This is a genomic window from Mastigocoleus testarum BC008 (assembly GCF_001456025.1).
In the GTDB taxonomy this organism is placed as follows: Bacteria; Cyanobacteriota; Cyanobacteriia; order Cyanobacteriales; family Nostocaceae; genus Mastigocoleus; species Mastigocoleus testarum.
Window position 1 is genome coordinate 40,358 of sequence record NZ_LMTZ01000143.1, and the last position, 25,611, is coordinate 65,968.

At 38.6% G+C, this 25,611-nt stretch carries 13 protein-coding genes; 10 read left to right on the forward strand and 3 right to left on the reverse strand.

From position 1 onward, the window contains the following. Positions 1 to 456: 456 nt before the first annotated feature. From BC008_RS38515 to BC008_RS38525, 3 genes are all read left to right on the forward strand, one after another. Positions 457 to 1,710: a sigma-70 family RNA polymerase sigma factor gene (locus BC008_RS38515; protein ID WP_027846424.1), complete on the forward strand. Its 1,254-nt coding sequence runs from the start codon at positions 457 to 459 to the stop codon at positions 1,708 to 1,710. A gap of 499 nt (positions 1,711 to 2,209) precedes the next feature. Continuing rightward, positions 2,210 to 3,388 (forward strand): DUF1822 family protein, encoded by a 1,179-nt coding sequence (locus BC008_RS38520; protein WP_027846423.1) that lies wholly within the window; start codon positions 2,210 to 2,212, stop codon positions 3,386 to 3,388. Positions 3,389 to 3,813: 425 nt separating this feature from the next. After that, entirely contained in the window at positions 3,814 to 4,278 is a 465-nt protein-coding gene (locus tag BC008_RS38525; protein WP_027846422.1) for a DUF4870 domain-containing protein, read from the forward strand. 300 nt (positions 4,279 to 4,578) lie between these two features. Here BC008_RS38525 and BC008_RS38530 read toward each other — a convergent pair whose 3' ends face one another. Beyond that, entirely contained in the window at positions 4,579 to 8,325 is a 3,747-nt protein-coding gene (locus BC008_RS38530) for an nSTAND1 domain-containing NTPase (protein WP_058184539.1), read from the reverse strand. A gap of 1,125 nt (positions 8,326 to 9,450) precedes the next feature. Next, positions 9,451 to 10,617: a magnesium/cobalt transporter CorA gene (gene corA / locus BC008_RS38535; protein ID WP_027845593.1), complete on the reverse strand. Its 1,167-nt coding sequence runs from the start codon at positions 10,615 to 10,617 to the stop codon at positions 9,451 to 9,453. 149 nt (positions 10,618 to 10,766) lie between these two features. Here corA and BC008_RS38540 point away from each other — a divergent pair, with 149 nt between their 5' ends. The 3 genes from BC008_RS38540 to BC008_RS38555 all read left to right on the forward strand — a co-directional run bounded on the left by BC008_RS38540 (position 10,767) and on the right by BC008_RS38555 (position 16,193). Further along, a complete protein-coding gene (locus BC008_RS38540; RefSeq protein ID WP_027845594.1) occupies positions 10,767 to 12,464 on the forward strand; it encodes a M14 family metallopeptidase in 1,698 nt (565 codons plus the stop codon). 139 nt (positions 12,465 to 12,603) lie between these two features. Further along, entirely contained in the window at positions 12,604 to 13,317 is a 714-nt protein-coding gene (locus tag BC008_RS38545) for a glutathione S-transferase family protein (RefSeq protein WP_027845595.1), read from the forward strand. Positions 13,318 to 14,060: 743 nt separating this feature from the next. Beyond that, the gene (locus BC008_RS38555) at positions 14,061 to 16,193 is read left to right on the forward strand and encodes a right-handed parallel beta-helix repeat-containing protein (protein WP_027845596.1); all 2,133 of its coding nucleotides are present in this window, start codon (positions 14,061 to 14,063) and stop codon (positions 16,191 to 16,193) included. A 429-nt stretch (positions 16,194 to 16,622) separates the two neighbouring features. Here BC008_RS38555 and BC008_RS47845 read toward each other — a convergent pair whose 3' ends face one another. Continuing rightward, the gene (locus BC008_RS47845; protein WP_082650730.1) at positions 16,623 to 18,911 is read right to left on the reverse strand and encodes a polysaccharide lyase family 7 protein; all 2,289 of its coding nucleotides are present in this window, start codon (positions 18,909 to 18,911) and stop codon (positions 16,623 to 16,625) included. 1,290 nt (positions 18,912 to 20,201) lie between these two features. Here BC008_RS47845 and BC008_RS38575 point away from each other — a divergent pair. The 4 genes from BC008_RS38575 to BC008_RS38590 all read left to right on the forward strand — a co-directional run. Beyond that, complete coding sequence (locus tag BC008_RS38575) at positions 20,202 to 22,121, forward strand: glycoside hydrolase family 9 protein (protein ID WP_058183504.1); 1,920 nt, start codon at positions 20,202 to 20,204, stop codon at positions 22,119 to 22,121. A 299-nt stretch (positions 22,122 to 22,420) separates the two neighbouring features. Beyond that, a complete protein-coding gene (locus BC008_RS38580; protein ID WP_058183503.1) occupies positions 22,421 to 24,262 on the forward strand; it encodes a glycoside hydrolase family 9 protein in 1,842 nt (613 codons plus the stop codon). A gap of 153 nt (positions 24,263 to 24,415) precedes the next feature. Then, positions 24,416 to 24,763, forward strand: coding sequence for a cellulose binding domain-containing protein (locus BC008_RS38585; protein ID WP_268768215.1), 348 nt, complete (start codon positions 24,416 to 24,418; stop codon positions 24,761 to 24,763). Positions 24,764 to 25,064: 301 nt separating this feature from the next. Then, positions 25,065 to 25,611 (forward strand): glycoside hydrolase family 113 (locus BC008_RS38590; RefSeq protein WP_201026224.1); only part of this gene is annotated, 547 nt, incomplete at its 3' end.

Consider the following 25,611-nt stretch of genomic DNA (forward strand, 5'->3'; position numbering starts at 1 on the left):
CCGGTATATTCTAGAGTTTGTAGTCAGGGATTTTTCCCGCTCATTAGGGTACTAAAGTACCTACTAAAAGCTCAAATTTAGTCTTTTATTGTGACAATTGCATAAGTCCTGTTTTTTGACATGGGAGCTTTTAATTGAACTTTTATTTAATTATCTTGACAATTTAAACTTCCAATAGTTCTTTGTCATTGTTAGCCATTGCTATATAATTCGGGTCGTAAAAATCTTTCTAGCTTTTCCTGTCAAGAAAAGAAGAAAAGAGGTTTTTTTGATGTCAGGAATGGAGCTAAAAAAGATTGATGACGTTGAATATTACTAGAGTTATCCATCGTTATCACTGCGGGAGTAGATTTTTTTTGCGAACCGAAACATATGTATAGCTGCTTGTAGTAAAGTTTGGAACAAAGATTCTTATTGATTCTTGCTATTGTTCTTTAGATCGGCTTGCGTATTTTTATGCATCCTAGAAACAGTATTGTTAAAATTTTTTCTACTTTCTTACAATTTGATGCTGATTCTTTTAGCGGTTGGGCAACTGATGCTAGACTGCGTCGAAGTATACAAAATTGTATCGATAAAAATTCTCAGATTATAAATAGAAGTGACGAATTAGCCGAACAAGAAAATTTTTGGGCGAACTATTGGTATAAAATTTGGCTGAAAAAATCTGCAAGATTAGCACAATCCCATCTGAGTGCGTATTTACAAGAAACTTGTTACTGGATTGCTCATAAAACGGTTCAAAGTTTTGCTAGTAACCAATATAAACTTTCAGATTGCTTTCAAGTTGCGATCGCGAGTATTGATAAAGTGCTCAAGGGGTTTAATCCCGAGCGAAGTTCTGGTTTTAAAGCTTATGCGAAAGCGATTTTTAGTAGTGCGATTCGCGATACCCTACGTCAACGTCACGAAGTTGATATATGTTCTACTTGGGGATTACTGCGTAAAGTTAGTCAAAAACGTTTATCAGAGTCTTTAATCAATTCTGGTTTGTCACCAGAGGTAGTTAATAATTATATTATTGCTTGGAATAGTTTTAAAAAGTTATATGTTCCCCAACCGGGTAAACCTACCCGTCAGTTACAAAAACCAGATCCAGAAACTTTGAAAGCGATCGCTGAGAATTACAATTTACAGGTTCAATCTTTACAGGTTCAATCTTTACAGGTTCAATCTTTACAGACTCAAGCTTCACAGATCCAATCTCAGATCGACCCCCAAACTCTGGAAAATTGGTTGTTAAGGTCTGCTGTATCAGTTCGTAACTATCTTTATCCCAACATAACTTCCGCTAATACACCTACCGGTGAAGGAGATACAACTGAATACCTGGACTATATTCGAGATGAAAAGGATTCATTCATCAGTCAGATGATTGATAAAGAAGAAGAAGAAAACCGTAAATCTCAACAATCGGAAGTTAGTGGGGTTTTAAAAGCTGCTATTGAAAGTTTAAATCAGCAAACACAAGAAATATTAGTACTGTATTATTCCCAAGGATTAACCCAACAGCAAATTGCTCAAGAATTGCAAATTAAACAATACACTATCTCTCGCCGACTAACAAAAGCAAAGGAGGTATTAATACGTTCTTTAAGTCAATGGAGTCAAGAAAATTTGCATATTTCCGTTAATTCAGATCTATTGAAGACTAACAGTACAGTAATTGAGGAGTGGTTAGAACAACATTATCAGCAATCTCGTAATTAAATACTTATGGGAAAATTTGCATTGAAAAAAAATTGGGAAAATCTTGAAGAGATAATTGGAAACAATTATTTGAGAGAGGTATTCTGACTGACTAAGTTTCACTCGAAATTTTCCCTAAAATTCGGTTAAATCAAACATTTGGTTAAAATATTTTGTTAAAACATTCAACTAATATGTAGTGATGAATTTTCCCTAATATTTAGGAATCTTTCGCTGATTTTGCGATAACCATGCCTGTCTACGTTGCGCTTTGCTTAACTTTATACTTTTTGTTTTGTATGTTGTATGTGCATGAGTGATTATAGTCACATTATGCAAGGTAACATAAATTAAACTGGATTCCTATATGTCTAAAGTTCAGTTAAATGTGGATTTTAGAGAATTTAGATCGATTTTATATCAGCTTTATATCAGCAAAAAAATAAACATTTTCTGCTGGGGAAAAAATTTCCCTTGCGCATACTGAATAAGGGTTAAAACATCCCCGGGAGTACTAAAAATGATTACTAACTTAAATTTATTTAATTTTGCTCGCACGACGGAATTGATACTAGAAATACCGGAAAAGGTTAAAAATCCTGCAGATTTTACGAGTGGATTTTTTTCCAATCCTAATTCATGTTATCAAGCCTATATCAATAAGCTTTGCCTTGCAGCTGTATTACCTTGGATTCGGGAGGATATCAGCGTAAATGCAAAACCTTGTCCAAATACCAAAGCTTTGTCTAGTTTTTGGGAGGTGGTAAATGGAAGTGCGGTCGATCTATTGGACGGAACCAAGTTAATATTAGTTCCCACGGAAGCGATAGATTCTGAAGAAATACGCGTACCCCAAGAATGGATTGATATTCCTTCCTGGGTTGGGGATTATTATTTGGGTATCCAAGTTGAACCTGAAGCTAATTATGTCAGGGTTTGGGGCTATTGTACCCATGCTCAACTTAAAGATTGTGGTACTTACGATCCCAGCAGTCGTACTTATGCTGTAGATGATAAACAAATCATTGATGATATTAGTGCTTTGGCTACAGCTATAGAATTTTGTAGTGAGGAAAATACCCGTACAACGGTTGCTCCCGTACCTCATATGTCCGTACAACACGCACAAAATCTGATTGAGCGGTTGGGAGATTCTCAAATAATTGAACCCAGATTAGAAGTTCCATTTTCCATTTGGTCGGGATTAGTGGAACATGGTGGGTGGAGAAAAAGCTTGTACCATAGGCGTTTGGGCTGTCCCGAACCATACAGTGTTATGCGATGGTTGCAGGAGGGAATGTCTCAATTTGTGGAACAAATTGGTTGGCAAAGTTTTAATCTGGAACTAAGTGCAGCAACTGCGAGAAATATTGAAGAAACACCCGTACAAGTAGCATTTTCTCGTCAGTTAATAATTGCTGGTCAATCCTATGAATTGTGTGTGACCCCGAAAGGTGAATATACGGAAAATATCTGGCGTTTTGAGCTTCGTAATAATAACGTTGGTGCAGTAATTCCTGGTGGTTTTAAGTTAAGGTTACTCAGCGAAGATTTACAACCGTTTCCTAATAATGAAGATATCGCAACTACTGCTGTGGAACAATTATTTGTGGAAGTTGCTTTGGAAACCGGTGAAGGTATTGTGTGGGAAATTGAACCTTTACCTGAAAATTACGATTGCGAAATCCTGCGATTTTAACTTCAATTTCTATTTTCAGTTAGACTCTCAATGCTAAACCAATTTCAAAAAAATAATGCTACATGTGAGTTCTCTGTTTCCTGTTTTCTGCTCCCTGTTCTCTTTTATCGCGCTACGAAGGCACCTTGGGACATATATTAACCCGCTTAAGCCATATACACTAGGCTTTTTACTTTTAATTTTTTACTCGCGCGTAGCGCTATATATCGCAGCAATCTTAAAATAAATTGGTATTAATTAAAATTTCAATGTTAATTAAATTCTTGCTTTGAATTAAATATTTACTTGAAATTAAATATTTATCTAGAGTTTAATTCTCCCATTGATATGAATTTTTACTTTATATTTGGATTTGTATGTTTGGCTTTGATATATATATTTCGGTGGATACTTTTCTTATGCATCCACCTTAAGCTTAGGAAGCCATGAAACAAACGAGTCAACAACAAATGCGTGTATGGGGGATGTCATGTCATCTCTCGGCTGTAGGTGCATGGGTATTGATTATTTATTTGGTAATTATAGGTATTCCGTTATTTCTACCACTAAATATTATTGCCCCTTTAATTGTTTGGAAATATAAAAGAGCGCAATATCCTTGGATTGATTTTCAAGGTAAGGAATCGATAAATTTCCAAATGTCTTTGACTTTATATACTTTAATTTTTATTATTATTTCTTTGTGTATAGTTTTTATAACTGGTGGGTTAGCATTAATTAGTAATTCTATTATTTTATTAAAATTAGTACTAGATAGTTTATTAACGGGTTTATTTTTGTTAACTTTATTTGCTTTATTACTACAATTATTTGTCGTCAATTTTGCGGCGATGAAAGCTTATAAGGGGGAACATTATCGTTATCCTTTTACGATTAGGTTTTTGAGGTGAGGGTTGGGGATTGGCGATTGGGCATTGGGCATGGGGGATGGGGCATTGGTAAATTCTTACTTTTGACTTATGTCCTACGGACACGCTATAGCTAGAGCCTGCGGCGACGGCGGAGCCTCTAGCTGCGCTACCTACGGAGCCGCTACCTTACGGATCCGCTAATGACTTTTTACTGGCTTGTTCCTTGTCTCCGGCAAGGAACACAGTATTGGAGGCTCCGCCTCCGGTATAATTAAGAAGCGGAGGCTCTTGTTACCGGTTCCTAGGCTGAGCCTTGGAACAAAGTACACCCCTTACTCCTTACTTCTTACTCCTTCCTTCTTCCTTTAAACTTATCGCTTTTGCTTTTGACTCCGGATTAAAATCTAATTTCGGATTCCATTTTTTTGCTTGACGAAACTTCTCCACCGCATCTTCAAAATCACCATTTTTCGCTAAATCCTCACCTTGTCTTATAAAATTAGAAGCAACTGCGGCTAGTACTTGCGGAGTTTGACAAACCTTAAGCTCTTCAAGTTTATCTGGATAACTAACTAAATAACCTTCAAGCCTATTACAACCCCGCGTTAGTAAATTATCAAAATCCCAATTCCACAACTTCACTGTTTTATCCCATGAAGCGGAAGCAATAGTTTTTCCATCCGGGCTAAATCCCACGTGATAAACCGAGTTTTGATGTCCAGTTAAGGTGTGGAGTAATTTACCATTTGTGGACCACAACTTCACTGTTTTATCCCCTGAAGCGGAAGCAATAGTTTTTCCATCCGGGCTAAATCCCACCTGATAAACCCAGTCTTGATGTCCAGTTAAGGTGTGTTGTTCTAATTCAACAGAGTCATGAATAGCATTATGTAGGGCGATTTTAATTTGCTGTTGAGTATCTGTTGGTATCCGTGTCCTCCACCAGCTTTTTGCTAATAACTCATTACCTTTAATAGCTTCAATCAATGCATCTTCATAGTTTTTCAAGCCAAAAAGGTATTCCGATCTAGTGCTCAAACTATTAATTTCGCTGGCGATCGCGCTTGTTTTCGCTTCTACCCAATTCCAACCAGCAAACCCAGTAGCTAATGAAGCTGCTAGCAAACCACCAGAAAGCCATTTGATTGCGCGTTTTTGCAACCGTGTTTTTTCCTGTTGTTGACTAACTTTTTCTTGTTCTTTGCGATCGCGCTCTTGTAAACTCTCCCGAATAAACTTACTTTGAGAATCGCTCAAATACTCCCGATATTTCTCATCATTGAACCAACCTTCTGCTTCACCTAAATTTCCACCACTTAACAAATATTCCGAATCCCGCCCCTTATCTTCCCATTTAACTACTGTAAACTGTAAACGTTCTTGCCAAACCCGGAACTGACGATTACTTTTGATCCATTCCCGGAGCATTCCCCATTCTCGAATCAGCGCTTCATGGATAATTTCTACCGTCTTCTCTTGAGTGGTTTCATCCCAACCCGTTACCAGCAAACGTTGATTTGCGAAAAATTCTACCCAATCCCAATTTTCTTTCCCCACTTCAGCACGGGTTGCTTTGCGCTTGGTATCTTCCGTACCTTCCCCTGGACTAACCAACTGAATAAATATCCGTTCAGCTTTTTCTTTATTGCGAGCAGATAAGGGACTTAATATTGAATCTGCATATTTTGCTAAAGCTTGTTTTAAACCACCAATTTCTTTATAAGCTTGGTGGTTAAGATACCATTTATCGTGTTTTTCCCACAGTTGGAATAAGGTAAACTCTAATAAAGGTAAACTTCCCGCTTGATTTCCAAGTTCGTCAATTAATTTATCTGTTAAACCCGGTTCTAACTCCACCTTCATCTTTGCTGCTGGTTGTTCGATCGCAGCACGCAATTCTGATTGATTCATGGGAGAGGAATTATAAATTCCCTGCTGTAAAAGATCGCTAAAATCACGGTTAGAAATCGCGTGTCCATAAAAATCAGCCCGTAGAGTCAGTACTAAACTAAAATTTGGTGCGGATTTGACCGCGTGGAGCAATAAATTTAAGAAGGGTTGCTGTTGTGATTCCGGGGTTAAGGTGTAAAGTTCTTCAAATTGATCTGCGATTAATATAAACCTTTGGGATGATGTTTGTCCTTTATACATCCCCGCAACAGAATTATCATCCCCCGTAGAGACGTTGCATGCAACGTCTCTACATGATTGTGATGCATTTGTAGATGATTTTGGGGGAATTTCGCTAGAAGCAACAATATTTTCAATTAACCGACATAAAGCTTGCTTGTCATGAAGCAAGTTTATTTGTGTAGGAATTGCGCACTCGTTACTAGTTTCTAATGGTTGGGGATTGCTTCCTTGCGTCGCAATGACAGATGGGTTGGGATTGCTTTGTTGATTCGCAATGACAGGTGGATTGAGATTGTTTCCTTTCGTCCCAATAACGGTTGTGTTGGAATTGTTTCCCCTTATCCCAATGACAGGTGGATTGAGATTGTTTCCCCTTGTCCCAATAACAGGTGGGTTGGGATTGCTTTCTTGCGTCCCAATGACAGATTGAATATGGGAACTCAAAGCAACAGCTAAAGCATCAAAAGGATTATTCCCCGGACGAAAAGACACAATTTGTATACCATCTTCCCGTAACCGAGGAACCAACCCCGCAAACACCACCGAAGATTTTCCGCTTCCAGAAGCACCAACCACCGGAACCAAAGGTTTACTTTTTGCTGCTTCGAATAAATCTGCAATAAACTTCTCTCTTCCAAAAAAGTATTCTGCATCTTCTTCTTGGAATGCAGATAATCCCTTATAAGGAGAATGAGGAAGTTTACCTGTGAGTCCTCCTAAATCTTTCCAAGTCGGAGGTGGAACGCTAGTATTTTTACAGATTATTGGTAACCAGTTTAATCCTGGTATTTGCTTTTCCCTTTCTTCTTGAGATGTTAATTCTACAAGCTTAAGTCTTGCATTTCGCACCGAGGTAAATAAAGATTCCCCCTGAGCATAAGAACTAAGAAAATATTCAATAAACCCGATCGCGGTTTTATCTGGTACCGGTTCGCGCCAAACTATGATGTAGGGTAAATGCAAATCTGCTAATTGTTTTGCTAAACCCAAACCGTCACAGGAATTAAATATTGCTAACTTTAAACCTTTTTTAACAGCTTCCCCTAAGGTATTTCTGATTTCCTGCAAACTTAAATTATCAGTAGAATTAATTTGCAGCGATCCAACAGTCCCATCTTCAAAAGTTTCGCTATGACCGCTATAAAATAAGATATTGCAAGGTTCATCCCATAACTTGCTAAAATCTTGGCGTTGTGGTTGCTCCAGATTAATTAACTCTGCTCCGCGCTTCTCTAGCTTTGCAATTAATTCTTTATCCCTTTTAACGTTTATATCCTTACTATCACCAAAAATACTTGTAATTCTAACCCTTCTAAATATCCCATCATCCTTAACTTTTGGCGCAGGGGAATTGGATTCACTCAAACACAAAATAACTTCTAGACCCGAACATTCTTGAAAATAATCCCATTCCCGCCAAGGCAAACGATGTAAAATATCCTTCGTTTGCTGCAATGTAATATTTTGAGTATGAATCTCCAACAAAATTTGAGAATTTGGATCTAACTCCAATCGTGCTTCCAATTTGGACTTTACTTTTTCCAACCACTGATTAACCTCAGTGCGTAACTCTGAAGCATAGCGTTCTGCTTTTTGCAGCAGCGCTTCGCTATCGCACTCTTGCTTAGACTTTTCAAATTCCTGCTTTTGCTTCTCAGGTGACCAATTAGTCGCTATATTTTTATTGAAACCTCTGGTGATATTCTCATGTTCTAGATCTAAACTTGTAGCGACAGATCTAGGAATTAAAATTCTAATTCCAAGATTTTTAAATAAATTAATATATTTTTTTTGCCAATTTTGATATGACTTACGAATTTCAGGTGCAGGAGGTAATTGAATTTCTATTTCTTGAGAGTGCTGACTACCAACTTTACTTGTGAATATAGAGATTTCAGGAAATCCATTAGTAAAGTCACCATCGCCAAACTTTAAACTTACCAGTACCTGCATGAATACCGTTCCTAACTCTCACAAACTACCTTGGTGTTTTTGACCCTTTGATATAAATACATTTGCTGTTTTTTGTTTTACATAATTCTATTATTCATTCCTTGTTATTCGAGTTAAAGATTTATCTTTTGAAATAAAATATTTTAGAAAATAAATCTGCAGACAGATGAATTAAATTTAGAATGCATTAATGGACTAACAAGCAAAAATAGATATTCAATAACTCACAACTATTTATAGGTACGAAGAGAATTTACTGATGCAAGATAAACACGATCAAAACCAACGCGATCAAGACTAAACACGATCAAGACTAAATAATAAGGGCGCAATGCCTTGCACCCCTACCAAATTATTATTAGTAATAATATTTTTCCAATTGCAATGCACTTTTTAATTGCAACTAAAAATTGTATATCACAAAATTGTTTTAGCGTGATATACTAATTTTATTCATACAAACCCATCCCCGTATTTAATGCTTTCACGGGGCTTTTTCTTGTCAGATCACATATTTGAGCAAGTCTTTTAGTTGATAACAAAATCCTGCAAAAACATGCGATCGCATCATACACAAGAAATTTTATGAGTTATGAATTATTAAAATCATAACTTTTTCTATTTGCTGCTAGCGAATAAAGATGTTCGTAAATGCTTCAAGATGAATGCATTACCACTATACTTATGATGACAAATCTAATGATAAATCTCACGTATAGCGTTAACCTTAAACCTAGCGCACTTTTAGTGTAGCACAATAATCAAAGTCAAAAGTACTTAAACCCCATATGGCGCTGTCGCGTCACGCAATACCTAGAGCCTGCGGCGACGGCAGATCCAAAGGTAACGTAGTTATAGCCTCTAGCTGCGCTACCTTGCGGATCCGGTACGCTTACGCTAGGCGCTAACGCTAATCCCCAGTCAAAAATCAATCGCTATATGGGTAACGCCACGCCCCAAAGGACTACAATTATCAGTTGTAACCGATAAAATTACTCCTAACTCCTGACTTCTTACTCATTACTCCTGACTCCTGACTCCTGACTCCTGACTCCTGACTTCTTACTCATTACTCATTACTCATTACTTATTACTTATTACTCATTACTCCTGACTCCCTACCCCTCACCCATCCCGCTTAACTTCTGAAACATTGTTAAACCAACCTTTGCGCCAGAAGAAGATAATCAAACTCGAAGCTACAATAATCATAATTGCCCAACAAACAGGATAACCCCAATACCAATTCAGTTCTGGCATATTAAATGGTGAAGCCTGGGGATTAAAGTTCATTCCATACACCCCAGCAATAAAGGTTAAGGGAATAAAAATTGTGGAGATCACAGTTAACAACTTCATGATTTCGTTCATTTTGTTGCTCAGAGCAGATAGGTACACATCCATCAAACCTGTTGTTAATTCCCTGTATGTCTCCACTACGTCGATAATCTGGACAGTATGGTCGTAACAATCTCGTAGATAAACGATTACGTCTTCACTTAATAAAGGACTTTTGTCTCTGATTAAAGCATTAATTGCATCCCGTTGGGGCCATATTGCACGACGCAATGTAAGTAAATCTCGTTTAACTTGATAGATTTTCCCTAAGGTTTGTTCGTTGGGTTTATGTACTACTTCATCTTCTAAATCTTCAATTCGTTCGCCAAAATCTTCTAATACTGGGAAAAAACCATCAATGATTGCATCCCACAACGCATATGCTAAAAAATCCGGTCCCCGTTGACGAATTGAACCTTTGTTTCCCCTTAGGCGATCGCGAACCGGATTGAAACAGTCCATGCTTGATTCTTCTTGCAATGTGAGTAAATAATGTTCACCCAAAATCAAGCTCACTTGTTCGCTACGAAATCCTTTTCCATCTGAATCGGGTATAACCATTCTGGTAATAATTACCAACTGATTTTTGTAGTCTTCTATTTTGGGACGCTGGGGAATGTTGACTACATCTTCTAAAACTAGTTGATGTAAGTTAAAAACTTGACCTAACTTTATTAATATATCCTCGCTGCCTAAGCCCCTAACATCTACCCAAGATACTGATTCTGTATCCAAGTAATACACGCATTGCTCTGGTGATATTTGCTGCACTCGGACAGCATTTTCTTGGTTGTAATCAATTAAAACTAACTCTGATGGTGCTGCATCTGGATCGATGTCTAGGGTTCCTGGGACGCTACCAGGTTCGCCATAATAGTAGGGAAATAAATCTTCTTCTAATTTTTCCTCGTTTTGTGGTGGTTTATTTGGTAGCTGTAATCGTTTTTCGTTCACTTAAATTGTCCCAAACTACTAATTTTTGTTAACTTTTGTTTGTTTATAATTTCGACTCCTTGCAATTCAAAGCTTATTTATCGAACTCTATTTTAAACTTATTGGGTATTTGGGAAAAATTCTAGAGACGCATCATATTTGCAGTCATCATGAAGGTAAATAAATTTGACTTCAGTCACTACTATACTTACGCTGAACTGGTAGATTACCTTACTCAGATGGCGGAGGATTATCCGAAGTTAATCGATTTACAAGTACTGGGTAAGAGTTATGCTGGACGGGATATTTGGCTTGTTACCCTCACTAATCAAGTAACTGGAAGTCCCCTTACTAAACCGGGTTACTGGATTGACGCTAATACCCATGCTGCGGAAGTCACTGGCTCGGCTGTTGCTTGCTATACTATCTATTACCTATTGACCCAATACCACCGAGATCCTCAAGCAACTAATCTTCTCGATAATTATACTGTCTATGTATTACCCCGTTTGGCAATTGATGGGGCGGAAAAATACCTAACTACTCCTTACTGGTTGCGTTCTAGTGTCCGTCCTTATCCCTACCCTGAAAAGCAAGATGGGCTCCATTGGGAAGATATTAATGGAGATGGATTAATCTTATTGATGCGAATTCAGGATGAATGTGGTGCTTGGAAGGTCTCGGAAGAAGACCCGCGTTTAATGGTCGATCGCGAACCGGAAGAATTTGGTGGTACTTACTATACTTTACTACCGGAGGGATTCATTCATAATTATGATGGTAAGAATATCAAGGTAGCTCCCCGGTTAGAAGGTATGGATTTTAACCGCAATTACCCCTACCTCTGGATGCCAGAAGGGGTGCAAAAAGGTGCAGGAGATTTGCCTTTGTCTGAGTCAGAAACCCGTTCTGAAGCTGAGTTTTGGCAGTCCCATCGTAATATTAATGGTTTTATTAGTTACCACACTCACTGTGCTTTAATTTTGCGTCCCTATAGTACCCACCCCGACGAGCATTTCCCGGTTGAGGATTTGGAAATTTATAAATTGATTGGGGAAAAAGGAAGCAAACTAACTGGTTATGAATGCGTTTCTGTATACCACGACTTTCGTCGTCATCCTCAACAAGTAACTAACGGGGGAATGGATGACTATGGTTACGACCACTTCGGCTGGTTCGGTTTTACCATCGAACTGTGGGATGCACCGACCGCAGCTGGGGTAAATAAAGGAAAACACATTGACTGGAGTCGCCGACATCCGGTAGCAGATGACCTAAAATTGTTGCAGTGGAACGATCAAAAGCTTGCGGGTAAAGGGTTTATCAACTGGGAGCCTTTTAATCATCCTCAATTAGGAGAAGTGGAAATTGGCGGTTGGGACGACAAACTGGTATGGGATAACGCACCACCGGAATATTTACCCGATATATGCAATCGACAATGTCGTTTTGCGATTGCTCATGCTTTAATGTCTCCCCGTTTGGTGTTGGGTCGTGCTGATGCGATCTACCAAGGAAGTGATATTTATCATGTCATGATTCAATTGGAAAACCAAGGTTTTTTACCGACCTACACTAGTCAAAAAGCTTTAGAACGAGGAGCAGTGAAACCGATTGAAGTTAATCTATCTTTACCTTCTGGGGTGAGTCTAGTTAGCGGTCAACTCAAACAAAATATTAACCATCTGGAAGGACGTTCTAACAAGGTGACAAAGCTTTGGGCTAAGCAGGGTACTGACTACCGTTGTCATGTCGAGTGGGTAATTAAGGGAGCATCGGGTAGTGAAATTGAGATTACTGCTGTGGGGGAGCGATCGGGAATGGTTTCTTGTCGTTTGCGGCTTGAACCATCTAAGGTGAAGTTATAAAACACTTATAAAACACTTGGGAAGTATGAAACTCAGACCTTTTCAGAACCGTTAATTAAACCTTGAGAAATAAAGAAAGTTACTACTCACTGTTATTATATGGGGTTGTTGTCAAGCATAAAATTAGTCGATTGAAATTATGAATAATCCTATTTTGTTTTATTACAATGACGGAAAAGGTAGAGCAGAGCTTTCACGTCTTATCTTTATTTATGGTGATATTTCTTTTGAAGATAAAGGAATTTCTTTTCAGGAATACTTTCAGATGCGGGACAGTGGACAATTACCGTTTGAACAGCTGCCTATTTTACAAGTTGACGGGACAACGATAAGTCAATCATGTGCTATTGCTCGCTATGCTGCCAAAAAAGCTGGCTTATATCCTAATGATAATGTACAAGCAGCTCAAACAGATATGATAGTTGATGCCTGGAGAGACATACTAGATATTTTTTATGGGTGTTATGTAGATCGAGTTGTGGATAATGGTCGGTTAGTCATGAAAATGAGGGAACCAAAAGTGAAGCTAGAGAAACTCAATGAGTTTTTCGACACAACTTGGTCAATGCATTTGAGAAGATTTGAGAAAATGATTTCATCTTCCTCTAATTCTCCATTTCTTGTGGGAGACTCTTTGACTTGGGCTGATTTAGCATTGTTCGATCTTCTATGTACTTTTGATGAAAATGCTAACTTATGGAAGACTGAATCTACATTTTTCTATATACCAGATCCCTATGGACCTTATCGACCTTCTGCCGAAATACTTAAATTACCATTAGTTAATGAGTTGTCAAAAATAATCAAACAAACACCAAGTATTAAGACTTGGCTTACTTCTCATCCATATTGAAAAATTAGTGACAGATTTTTGTGAAATCAATATTATTGCTGTGGAGAAGTGATCGAGCACAGTTTTTTGCTGTTAGAGCCTTGATTTACCTGGTACCTAAGCACATATACTTTCAATGATATTCGGTTTGCCATAGTACTTACCTTTGATTATTAATTTATACTCTCGGCAGCTTGCATTGTAAGCTTAAAACCCCAAAATTATTTCAAAATAAAACTGAGTTATTGTAGTTTGTCCCGACTTTGTCACTTTTTATTTTGTAATGTATATATTAAGTGGTCGAAAACTTAGTTTTGAGATTTAAAGTGTACGAAATAAAGATTATTGATTGAATACAAGATAGGTTTGGAGAACTAGCATCTTAATCTCTCTAAATTTGTTTGATTCTAAGCTTGTGATTCTCAAAATCTATGCTACTCAAATCTAAGATTTATCCAGTTGTTATGTTGGCAAAACCAAAATCAAAGGTAATTGTTTCTAATCATTTGGGATTGTTACTACTTCGCATAGATATACTACCTAATGTCATAGTCTCTCAGATCCTACAAACAACTGTTAAGTTTAAGGTTTTCATGAGTGTAATTACTTGATTACAATGTTATTTTTCAGACTAGTTAACCTATATTTATGCTTCTAGATAGATCTAAGGCTTGTATCTAATTGATTTTTTACTGAATTACACTCGAAGGTAAATACATTTACGGAATTATTAATTTTTTTGGTGTTGACAAGGAGATTGAAAAATGGCGGTAAATATTCGAGAAGTCAAAGAAGCGGGAATATCGCAGCGAGCCGTAGATTATATATATAACGTTATAGATCCAGAGCAAAAGAAGTCTGTTATAGAGGACGAAACCTTTAAAGATACCATCAACGCCATCAAAGCAACAGATTCAGTACCAAAAAATGCAATCGAAATAACAAGAGCAGATAATAATTCGATTTCTCAAATTGAAAATGGCAAAGGAAAAACCTTTGTTCTGCGAGGAAATCTCAATTTTGGTCGAACCCTCAATATACCCAGCGATACTACCATTTATGTTGATGGTACCATTACCAGAAATGGTAACCACAGTGCGGATTCCTACGATGATGAAAATACAGGAAATTCTGTAGATGCTGTATTTCGAGTAGATGACAAATCTAACGTTAAACTTATTGGTGTTAATAATGCCAAATTACGTAGTAATCAGCGAGGTACAGGTGTCTATATAGAAGGCTCTGACAACGTCGAAGTACGCGGTTTTGATATCGGTAATGTGTGGGAAGGTGTGGTATCTCACTGGGGTAATAGTGATGTAAAAATTCTCAACAACTACATTCACGATACTGGTAAGCGTGCCATTTGGAGTTTAGGTTCAGAGCGGACTCAAGCTGCTCATAATTTTATTGAGAACGCTGGTGGAGATGGTTTTGATTGGGATGCATACTCAACAGGTAGCCTTGCTTATGAAAATGTAGTTGTCGGTTGGCGACGTTGGGCTGGGTTTGTAGAAGAGGGAGCACAGAACAGCTACTTTGCGAAAAACATCGGGGTTATGGCAGAGTTTGAGTATAAGCATCCCGATCCTAACAAGATACCCGATAAGGGATATACGATGGGTTGGGCGGATAATGGTACTACAGCAAAGATTTCCCGTCTAACTCAGAATAATTACTTCATTGGTAATTCGATGTTTAAACCTTCAAGCTACAACCGAAAAGCCAGTGGTGGGGGTTATTTCGCCAAAAGAAATCAAAAAGGTAAGGGACAAACATATTTCTGGGGTAATACTGGGAATGTAGGATTTGCAAACAATGGTAATGGTAATATCCCTGATACAAACGAAAATCCTAAAGATACTTGGTACAAAGCGAATATAGAGCCCACCGTTGCTCCCGGACAAAGTACCCTTGACAAATTTGAAGCTTTATTTCCTACAGTTCCTGGGAGTGTACCTGGAAATAATGGAGGTCAAACTCCTACTAATCCTAAACCTCCTACCGGTAGCAACCCTATGGTAATTCAAGCAGAAGATATGCAACTCGGGGGAGAATATCGAGTTGAGAAAATTGGTGCTGCTTCTGGAGGAGAAGTTATAAGCTTACGCGGTGGAAATAATAATGATAGCGGTACCGCAAGCTTTAACTTTACAGGAGGCACAGGAATATATAACGTCAAAATTAACTACTTCGATGAAAATGATGGCGTTGCTCAATTAAAACTAAACAAAGGAAATCAGCAGCTAACATCTTTTAAGTTGGACAAGCAACTAGGCAGTCCTGCTGCCAACCAACAAACCATGACTTCTATGGAAATTAAAAATGTTTCCATATCATCTGGCGATCGCTTCCAAATTGAAGGAATCGAACAAGGTTCTCCTCAAACTGCAGAGCATGCAAGAGTTGATTCTGTCGAATTTATTCGTACTGCTACAAATCCTAAACCTCTCAAACCTGTGTTCCTTGAAGCAGAGGATATGCAGCTTGGGGGAGAATATCGAGTTGAAAAAATTGGTGCTGCGTCTGGAGGAGAAGTTATAAGCTTACGCGGTGGAAATAATAATGATAGCGGTACCGCAAGCTTTGATTTTACAGGAAGTACGGGTACCTACGACCTCAAGATTAATTATTTTGATGAGAACGATGGTGTCGGTCAACTGAAAATAGACCAAGGAAGCGATCGACTAATATCTTTCCAGCTAAATAAGGATTTAGGTAGTCCCTTGGCTAACGAACAAACCATGACATCCATGGAAATTTCAGATATTTTTGTATCTAAAGGTGATAATTTCCGGATTGAAGGAATCGAACAAGGTTTACTCAATACTGCCGAACATGTGAGAATTGATTCCATTCAATTTATCCCCACTGATTCTAGTTCTACTCTCATTTGAGAATGAACCGAAAAATATCCTGATCGCAGTTAGTGAGAAAAATAAATTTAAACTAGCCTAATACCAATTTGGAAAAATAATCAGACAGATAGATTTCTTAGGAGACGTTCCAATGATTTATCGAATTGGTATTAGCTCCAGTTTTGGCTATAAGTGTATAACTCCCTATCTAACTAATCTCTATAGTTTTCTGATTATGCTCTACAGCAAATTTGGTAAGACCATCATTGTTGATTGTGCAGAAAACTTAATTGTTTTGGAAGTTAATACTAGAACCTATCCCACTATTCTAAAAATGCTTATTTGTGTGAGTGAAATTTGCCTGAAAAGCTTTATTTCTTCATTTTTAGCTTTTAAAACATTTAAGCTTTTTAGCAAAAATCTTACTAGTGGGATAAGTTCCAAAATCCATAAAGTTTAAAACATGGATTAAATAATACTACTGCTTGCAGCTAAGGTCTGGTCTACTGCTCCGATCGCGACATCATTTAGCTCCACATTACTCAAAGTCAGTGCCGTATTATCAGAATTACTACCATTAAAGCCAAGTTCGATCGAACTTCCTGGCGCAAGAGATCCATTCCAGTCAGCATTACTAATTTCATAACGGTTCCCTTCGTGGCTCAGAATCTCAGCACCCCAGATGTTTTTCATTTCAAAAGGAGCATCAAATTCTAGCTTCCAACCATTGATAGCCTTATCACCGGTATTAGTAATTTCCAGATTTCCCGTAAAGCCATTTTTCCATTCACTTTTCACGGAAAAATCTACATCACCAATGAGCGGGTCGTGACCTGTGTCATCGCCATTACCGCCACCATTATCGCCGCTACTACTACCCCCTGATGAATCAGTTGTTGGTGTTGAATTTGGTTGTGAGTATCCAGTATGGTTGTTATCGAGTGCGTAAAAAGTAGCTTGAGCATAGTCCTTTGAATCGCCCGTATTATTTTGGTTGTACACGCCTGCTTTAAAGTACATGTACTGATTTTTGCTATCAAAACCGCTATCGGTCATATCCACTTCCTGAACAACATCCGGTTTTCCAGGACGCATAATGCTGACTGTCAGTGTATTTCCTTGTGTCTTAACTTTGTAGCTAAACTTCTCATCAAGGGAAATACCATCTGAGGGATTTGATGCATTGTTAGAGCGACTCCCAATCATTTCATACCACTGTTCTGAACCGGTTCGCGGCTCGTGGGCAATGTAAATGGAACCTTTTGAATTGCCAGGTAATTTTCGGTAGTAAATACGCAAAGGCTCATCATCATTTGCATGAATCTGACCTATGATCACTCGACCGACCTGACTACTTTTACCGGTTGTTGTTACGTGATTAACTGCCAATGTCGCCTTTAATTCACCATCAACACCACCGGCTTTGTCTTGTGTTGAGGAAGGTGCACTGCCTAGTACCCAGTTATTGCCACTGACACCGGTTGTTGAATCGCTAGTGTCACCTCTGCGCAACATCTCACGTAATTCGGTTCGTGTGTATTTTGTGTTTGTAGATGTTCTAGAACCACGAACCGGCGCTTTAAAGACCATACCGCCGTCTTCGCCAGTGTAGAAATAGGAGCTATTTTCAAAACCGTCAGATAGTTGTAATTCCTTAATCTCATCGGCTTTACCATCCTTGTTATTATCAACAGGAAGAGTTAGTTTCCAATCAAGAAGATCGAAATTGTCCGATGGTGCTACATTAGGGTTCAAACCTGAACTATTGGGAGCCTGATTGTTGACTTCATCAATAACTGGGTCGCTACCATTACCGCCACCATTATCGCCGCCACTGCTACCCCCTGATGAATCGGGTGTTGGTGTTGAATTTGGTTGTGAGTATCCAGTATGGTTGTTATCGAGTGCGTAAAARGTAGCTTGAGCATAGTCCTTTGAATCGCCCGTATTATTTTGGTTGTACACGCCTGCTTTAAAGTACATGTACTGATTTTTGCTATCAAAACCGCTATCGGTCATATCCACTTCCTGAACAACATCCGGTTTTCCAGGACGCATAATGCTGACTGTCAGTGTATTTCCTTGTGTCTTAACTTTGTAGCTAAACTTCTCATCAAGGGAAATACCATCTGAGGGATTTGATGCATTGTTAGAGCGACTCCCAATCATTTCATACCACTGTTCTGAACCGGTTCGCGGCTCGTGGGCAATGTAAATGGAACCTTTTGAATTGCCAGGTAATTTTCGGTAGTAAATACGCAAAGGCTCATCATCATTTGCATGAATCTGACCTATGATCACTCGACCGACCTGACTACTTTTACCGGTTGTTGTTACGTGATTAACTGCCAATGTCGCCTTTAATTCACCATCAACACCACCGGCTTTGTCTTGTGTTGAGGAAGGTGCACTGCCTAGTACCCAGTTATTGCCACCAACACCGGTCGTTGAATCGCTAGTGTCACCTCTGCGCAACATCTCACGTAATTCGGTTCGTGTGTATTTTGTGTTTGTAGATGTTCTAGAACCACGAACCGGTGCTTTAAAGACCATCCCCCCGTCTTCGCCAGTGTAGAAATAGGAGCTATTTTCAAAACCGTCAGATAGTTGTAATTCCTTAATCTCATCGGCTTTACCATCCTTGTTATTATCAACAGGAAGAGTTAGTTTCCAATCAAGAAGATCGAAATTATCCGATGGTGCTACATTGGGGTTCAAACGCGAAGCATCGGGAATCTGATAGCTAGTTGAGTCCATTTTAAATTTCCTTCAATTTATCCCACTAAATAAGGTTTGCGCTAGAAAGCGACATTTCATGAATGATAATAAACTAATAATTAGGCTTTAAACTTACATATTTTTGTAGAAAAATAATTTTTTTAGATACGGTTTTTTCGCAGGGTAAACGGCGAGAAAATTCATACTTTGAGTACTTTTAAGGTGACTATAGCAAATAATCCTTTAAGTTACTTGCAATACAAATAGATGATAAAAATTCTAGCGATAAAGTATTACTAATAGGACTTACCCACTGATTACAAATTTCTAATAGTTTGAGAACGCTATTTCGGAGCCGGAAACACTTTGCTAACCTTAAGTCGCAATGATTGTAATTGCTTTATCCGTGCGTAAATACTGGCTAAAAGAATTTATTCAGACAAATCTAGCAAGGAGGTGAATGGGCTGACAATAAGGAAAATATAATTGGATAAATGTATCAATTGTTGTCAGTGCTCAGAGCGAGATATTGACTATCTATGAAGCTTTAAACCTTTGTCTCAACAGGAATATAGAAAGAAATACCGACAATTTGCTGGGTAATTGGAGGCAAATAACATTTTCTATATTTAGATAGGTAACTACTTGCAACATGATACATCCTAATTAAGTCGCTCGAACACAGTAGGGTAACCAAAATGAAGATTATCCCTACAAGCCAACTAGTAAAGCAAGAGCATGATGTCATGCTTAGGACAGTAAGATAGGCTACTCTGAACAACGAAAAGATTGCGTTAACTATGTTACAGGTATTATTATTTTTCACGCTCATTATTCAAAATCGTACTTTTTTCTCTTTTTTCCTGTAGTATTATCAGTATTTGTAAATAATTGAGAATAGACAAGTAAAAATCAGTCGTTGAGGAGTACTTATTTATCAGCTTCCCTAAATGTGATGAGAACTCAGACCTTAATGGTTTTTAAAGACCCTAAATCATTATTTGATAATTCATATAGTGATCTGAATTTGAGTAGTAACATATGTCCAGGTTGCCAAAATATAGATGATTTTTATGCACTATCTCGATATACTGTACCCAAATAAAGTAAATACTTACTTTGTTCCCAGTTGGCCTAAATTACTTCTGAGACTAAACCATTGATTGCTTATTTTCTGTCTCTTCAAGAAGATTACAGGAAACAACCTACAAAGAATTTTTGATTCGAACTCGAATATTGACTGTAAAGACTATCAGTAAGTCTGAAATGTAACTTTCAGGCCACTGTTTTATAAACTTTATCTGAAATAGGAATGCAAGGATTTTAAGTATGGATAAACTTCAAACTCAACCAAAATACAACTACGGTGAAGTTCTACAGAAGTCTAATATTTTCTACATGGCCCAACGCTCGGGTAAGCTACCTGAAGATAATCCGATTCCTTGGCGTGGTGATTCTGCACTTAATGACGGAGCCGATGTCGGTCGCGACCTGACAGGTGGTTATTATGATGCCGGAGACCATGTAAAGTTTGGGTTTCCTATGGCATACTCAATGACTACACTGGCTTGGGGTGTAGAGCAATATCGTAAAGGTTATGAGAAAGTCGGTCAATTGGACGAAGCTCTCGATAATATTAAATGGGGAACCGACTTTATTCTCAAAGCCTATGACGATAAAGGAACTGCAACAACCAAAGATGATGTTTTTTGGGGTCAGGTAGGTGATGGTTTTGTCGATCATGCTTACTGGGGAGCACCAGAGAAAATGACAATGGATCGTCCATCTTTCAAGGTGGATGCTGCTAATCCTGGTTCTGATTTAACTGGAGAAAGTGCGGCTGCACTAGCTTCTGCTTCCATTATCTTCCGTGGAACTAATGATGCTTATGCTGACAAACTCTTAGATAAAGCCAAACAGTTATATGATTTTGCAGATACATATAAAGGCAAATATTCTGATGCCATTACAAATGCTAGCACCTTCTATAATTCTTGGAGTGGCTACCAAGATGAACTAGCTTGGGGTGCAGCTTGGTTGCATAAAGCTGTTGAAGCCGCAGGTGGTAAAGATACCAAGTATTTAGATAAAGCAGAGAGTTACTATAACGGTATAGGTACTGGTTGGACCCAAAACTGGGATGATAAATCCTATGGAACTGGTGTTTTATTAGCCCAAGAAACAGGTAAAGAAAAATATCAAGGTGATGTTGAAGCTTGGTTAGATAATTGGGCAGATCCTAATGGTGGTATTGAGAAAACTGAGGGTGGTTTACCATATATAGCTCCGTGGGGCTCTTTGCGTTATTCGTCAAGTACAGCTTTGCTGGCAGGTATATACGGTGATACCGTCAATGATAAGGGAGGAAAATATACAGGCTTTGCAGAAGACCAGATAAATTATATCTTGGGAGATAACCCCAGAAATTCTAGTTATGTAGTGGGCTTTGGTGAAAACTCTCCTCAGAATCCTCACCATCGGGCAGCATCTGGGGCATCTGACGCTCATAATCAAGATGTAGAACCTACAAAACATGTTCTCTACGGAGCATTGGTTGGTGGTCCTAAAGAAGCTAATGATTTTTCTTACAAAGATGATCGTGGTGATTTTATTGCAAATGAAGTAGCGTTAGATTACAATGCAGGCTTCCAAGGTGCTGTTGCACGGATGACACAGGTATTTGGTGGGGAAGCACTAACCGAAATTCCTGGTCTTGACCTAGATGGAACCGGAAGCTCCGGTGGTGGCGGTAACCCCGGTGGTGGCGATGGTAACCCCGGTGGTGGCGATGGTAACCCCGGTGGTGGCGATGGTAACCCCGGTGGTGGCGATGGTAACCCCGGTGGTGGTGGTAACCCCGGTGGTGGTGGAACTGACCCCGATCCAATTACCGGCGATGTTGATTTTTCCATCAGAAGCGAATGGGATACTGGCTTTACAGGTAATGTGGAAATTACAAACAATGGTAGTCAAGATATCAATGGTTGGAAGCTGGAATTCAATGCTCCTTTTGAGGTGAATGACATCTGGGGTGGTGAGATTACAAGCCATGAAGGAAACGCATATGTAATTGAGAATGTTGATTGGGATGCAAATATTGGAGCAGGAGAATCAATTCAGTTCGGCTTCAATGGCAGTAATTCCGATAACATGAACCTGGTGTTAAATAATGTAGAGCTAAATGATGTGCTGCTCGGGACCGAAAACCCAACTAACGCAAGCGGTGCTGCTATGGTGTATATGGTGTAATCTCTCTTTAGAACTCCATATTTCTTCACGCTAATTCTTCAATTCTTCTAAATAAACCTTTTCCCTGGTTTTTCCTATTCTTATTATCAATATATTTGAGTATTTGATAATGAATAGGGGAAATCAGGAACTCAAGGGTAATTATTTTCTGGCTTTTCAAAAAAATACCAGGAAATAGTCTGCAGAACACTTTGTATGAAATATTGCTTATTAGAAATTGTCAGCAGATCTGAAGGCTAATTTCCAGATAATTTTTCTGCAAACTAATATCAAGATTTAAACTCAGGAAACTAAAAATTATGGATAATCTTAAAACCCAACCAAAGTTTAATTACGGTGAAGCTTTACAGAAGTCCAACCTCTTCTATATGGCTCAAAGATCCGGTAAATTACCTGAAGATAATCCTATCTCTTGGCGTGGTGATTCTGCACTCAATGATGGTGCTGATGTCGGTCGCGATCTAACAGGTGGCTACTTTGATGCAGGAGACCACGTAAAATTTGGATTCCCCATGGCATCCTCAATGACTATGTTGGGCTGGGGTGTAGAGCAATATCGTAAAGGTTATGAGAAAGTCGGTCAACTTGACGAAACTCTGGCAAATATCAAATGGGGAACTGACTATATTCTCAAAGCCTACGATGATAAAGGAACTAAAACTATACAGGATGATGAATTCTGGGGTCAGGTAGGTGATGGTCAAGCCGATCATAATTTTTGGGGTGCACCCGAAGATATGACAATGGCTCGTCCTGCTTTTAAGGTTGACGCTGCTAATCCCGGTTCAGATTTAACAGGAGAAAGTGCTGCAGCACTAGCTTCTGCATCTATTGCTTTTCGGGGTACTGATAATGCTTATGCTGATAAACTCTTAGACAAAGCAAAGCAGCTTTATGATTTTGCAGAAACATATAAAGGTGCTTATTCTGATTCCATTACAGATGCTGGTAAGTTTTATAAATCCTTCAGTGGTTATAAAGATGAACTTGCTTGGGGTGCAGCTTGGTTACATAAAGCAGTTAAAGCTGCAGGCGGTCAAGATACTAAGTATTTAGATAAGGCAGAGAGTTATTATAATGGTCCTGGTGGTTCCCATGACTGGGATAATAAAACTCCTGGAACTGCTGTTATTCTGGCTCAAGAGACTGGTAAGAGAGAATACGTACAGGCTACAGAAAGTTGGTTAGATACTTGGGCAAATCCTAGTGGTGGTATTCCTAAAACCGATGGTGGGTTGGCATGGTCAACCCAATGGGGTTCTTTGCGTCATGCAGCAAATGTATCCTTTCTCGCAGGTATTTATGGTGACACTGTAAACGATAAAGGTGGAAAGTATACAGATTTTGCAGAAAGTCAGATTAATTACATGTTGGGAGATAATCCCAGAAATTCCAGTTATGTAGTAGGTTTTGGTGAAAACTCTCCCCAGAATCCTCACCACCGAGGATCATCTGGAACTACAAATTTAAATGACCCCAATCCCAACAAATACACTCTCTACGGTGCGCTAGTTGGTGGTCCCAAACAAGCAGATGATTTTGCTTATGAGGATAACCGTGGTGACTATATCGCTAATGAAGTAGCCTTAGATTATAATGCTGGTTTTACTGGTGCTCTTGCACGGATGACACAGGAATTTGGTGGTAAAGCACTAACTGAAATTCCTGGTATTAACCTGGATGGAAATGGTAACTCCGGTAGTGGAAATCCCGATGGTGGTGGTAATCCTGATGGTGGCGGTAATCCTGATGGTGGCGGTAACCCCGGTGGTGGAACAGATCCCGATCCAATCATTGGTGATGTTGATTTTTCTGTTAGAAGCGAATGGAATACTGGCTTTACAGGAAATGTGGAAATTACCAATACTGGCGATCAAGCTATAAATGGCTGGAAGTTAGAATTTACTGCTCCTTTTGAAGTTAATGATATCTGGGGTGGTAATATCTTAAGTCATGAAGGAAACCAATATACTATCGAGAGTGCTGAGTGGGATGGATTTATTGCACCTGGAGCATCAATAGAGCTTGGTTTCAATGGCAGTAATTCCGATAATATGCAACTTGCTTTGAACAATGTAGAACTCAACGATGTACCGATCGGAACTGTAGATCAAACTGCTGCTAGTAGCGGAATTGTGTAGACCAATAATATAGGAAATCTTATTATTCACGGTAATTTTTCAAATAAATTACTGTGAATAATTAATTATTAATACTAAAATACTATCCCCGGTGGTGACGGAAATCCTGATGGTAGTGGTAACCCCGGTGCTGGGACCGATCCTGATCCAATCATTGGTGATGTTGATTTTTCTGTTAGAAGTGAATGGAATACTGGCTTTACAGGAAATGTGGGAATTACCAATACCGGTGGTAAAGCTATAAACGGCTGGAAGTTGGAATTTACTGCTCCTTTTGAAGTTAATAATATCTGGGGTGGTAAAATCTTAAGTCATGAAGGAAACCAATATACTATTGAGAGTGCTGAGTGGGATGGATTTATTGCACCGGGAGCATCAATAGAGCTTGGTTTCAATGGCACTAATTCCGACAACATGCAACTTACTTTGAACAATGTAGAACTCAACGATGTACCGATCGGAACTGTAGATCAAACTGCTGCTAGTAGCGGAATTGTATAAGCCAATAGTATAGAAATGCTCATTATTCACGGTAATTCTTCAAATAAATTACCATAAATAATTGAGATTTAGTACAAATATACTACCAGTCTAAATGTTTCACATCGCTGAGAAGTCACCATTTTGTCACTTTTTCTCTTTAAAATCATTTAGTTGGTCATATTTCTAGTATTTTTTATTTGAATATTAGTGACAACTTAATATGTAGCAATTTAAGAGAAAACTTTTTTAGTACATCTGACTGAATTAGGCTTAATAGCTAGCAAAAATAGACACAAGTAGAATTGATAGGTATAGAATTATGTGGGAATTTGCAGGTTTTAACTATCCATCATGGTGGAATGGAAAATTCGCTTCTCCTGAATCGACTAAAGCTTTAAAGCAACTCAAAGCAACTGGTGCAGATTCAGCAACAATTGTGGCAACTTCTTTTCTTGATACCACCGAAAGTAGTAAGATTGTTTCCAAGCAAAGCACTGAATCTTTAGAAAATGTTGAGAAGGCAATTGTAGATGCCAAAAATCAGGGTCTTTCGGTTTTATTAAAACCCCATGTCGATCTCAATAATGGTCAATGGAGAGGTTTTCTTGACCCAACAGATCGCAAAGCTTTTTTCGATAACTATAAGGAATTAGTCTTAGATTATGCGAATTTAGCCCAGAAACACGGTGCTGAAGCCTTGGTAATTGGGACTGAACTTGTTAAACTTACAGGCGAAGCTGATAAGGATGCTTGGCTAGATATTATTAAGGAAGTAAGACAAGTTTATGATGGTAAATTAACCTACGCAGCTAACTGGGATAATATTGAGAATATTTCCTTTGCAGAAGGTCTTGACTTTGTTGGTG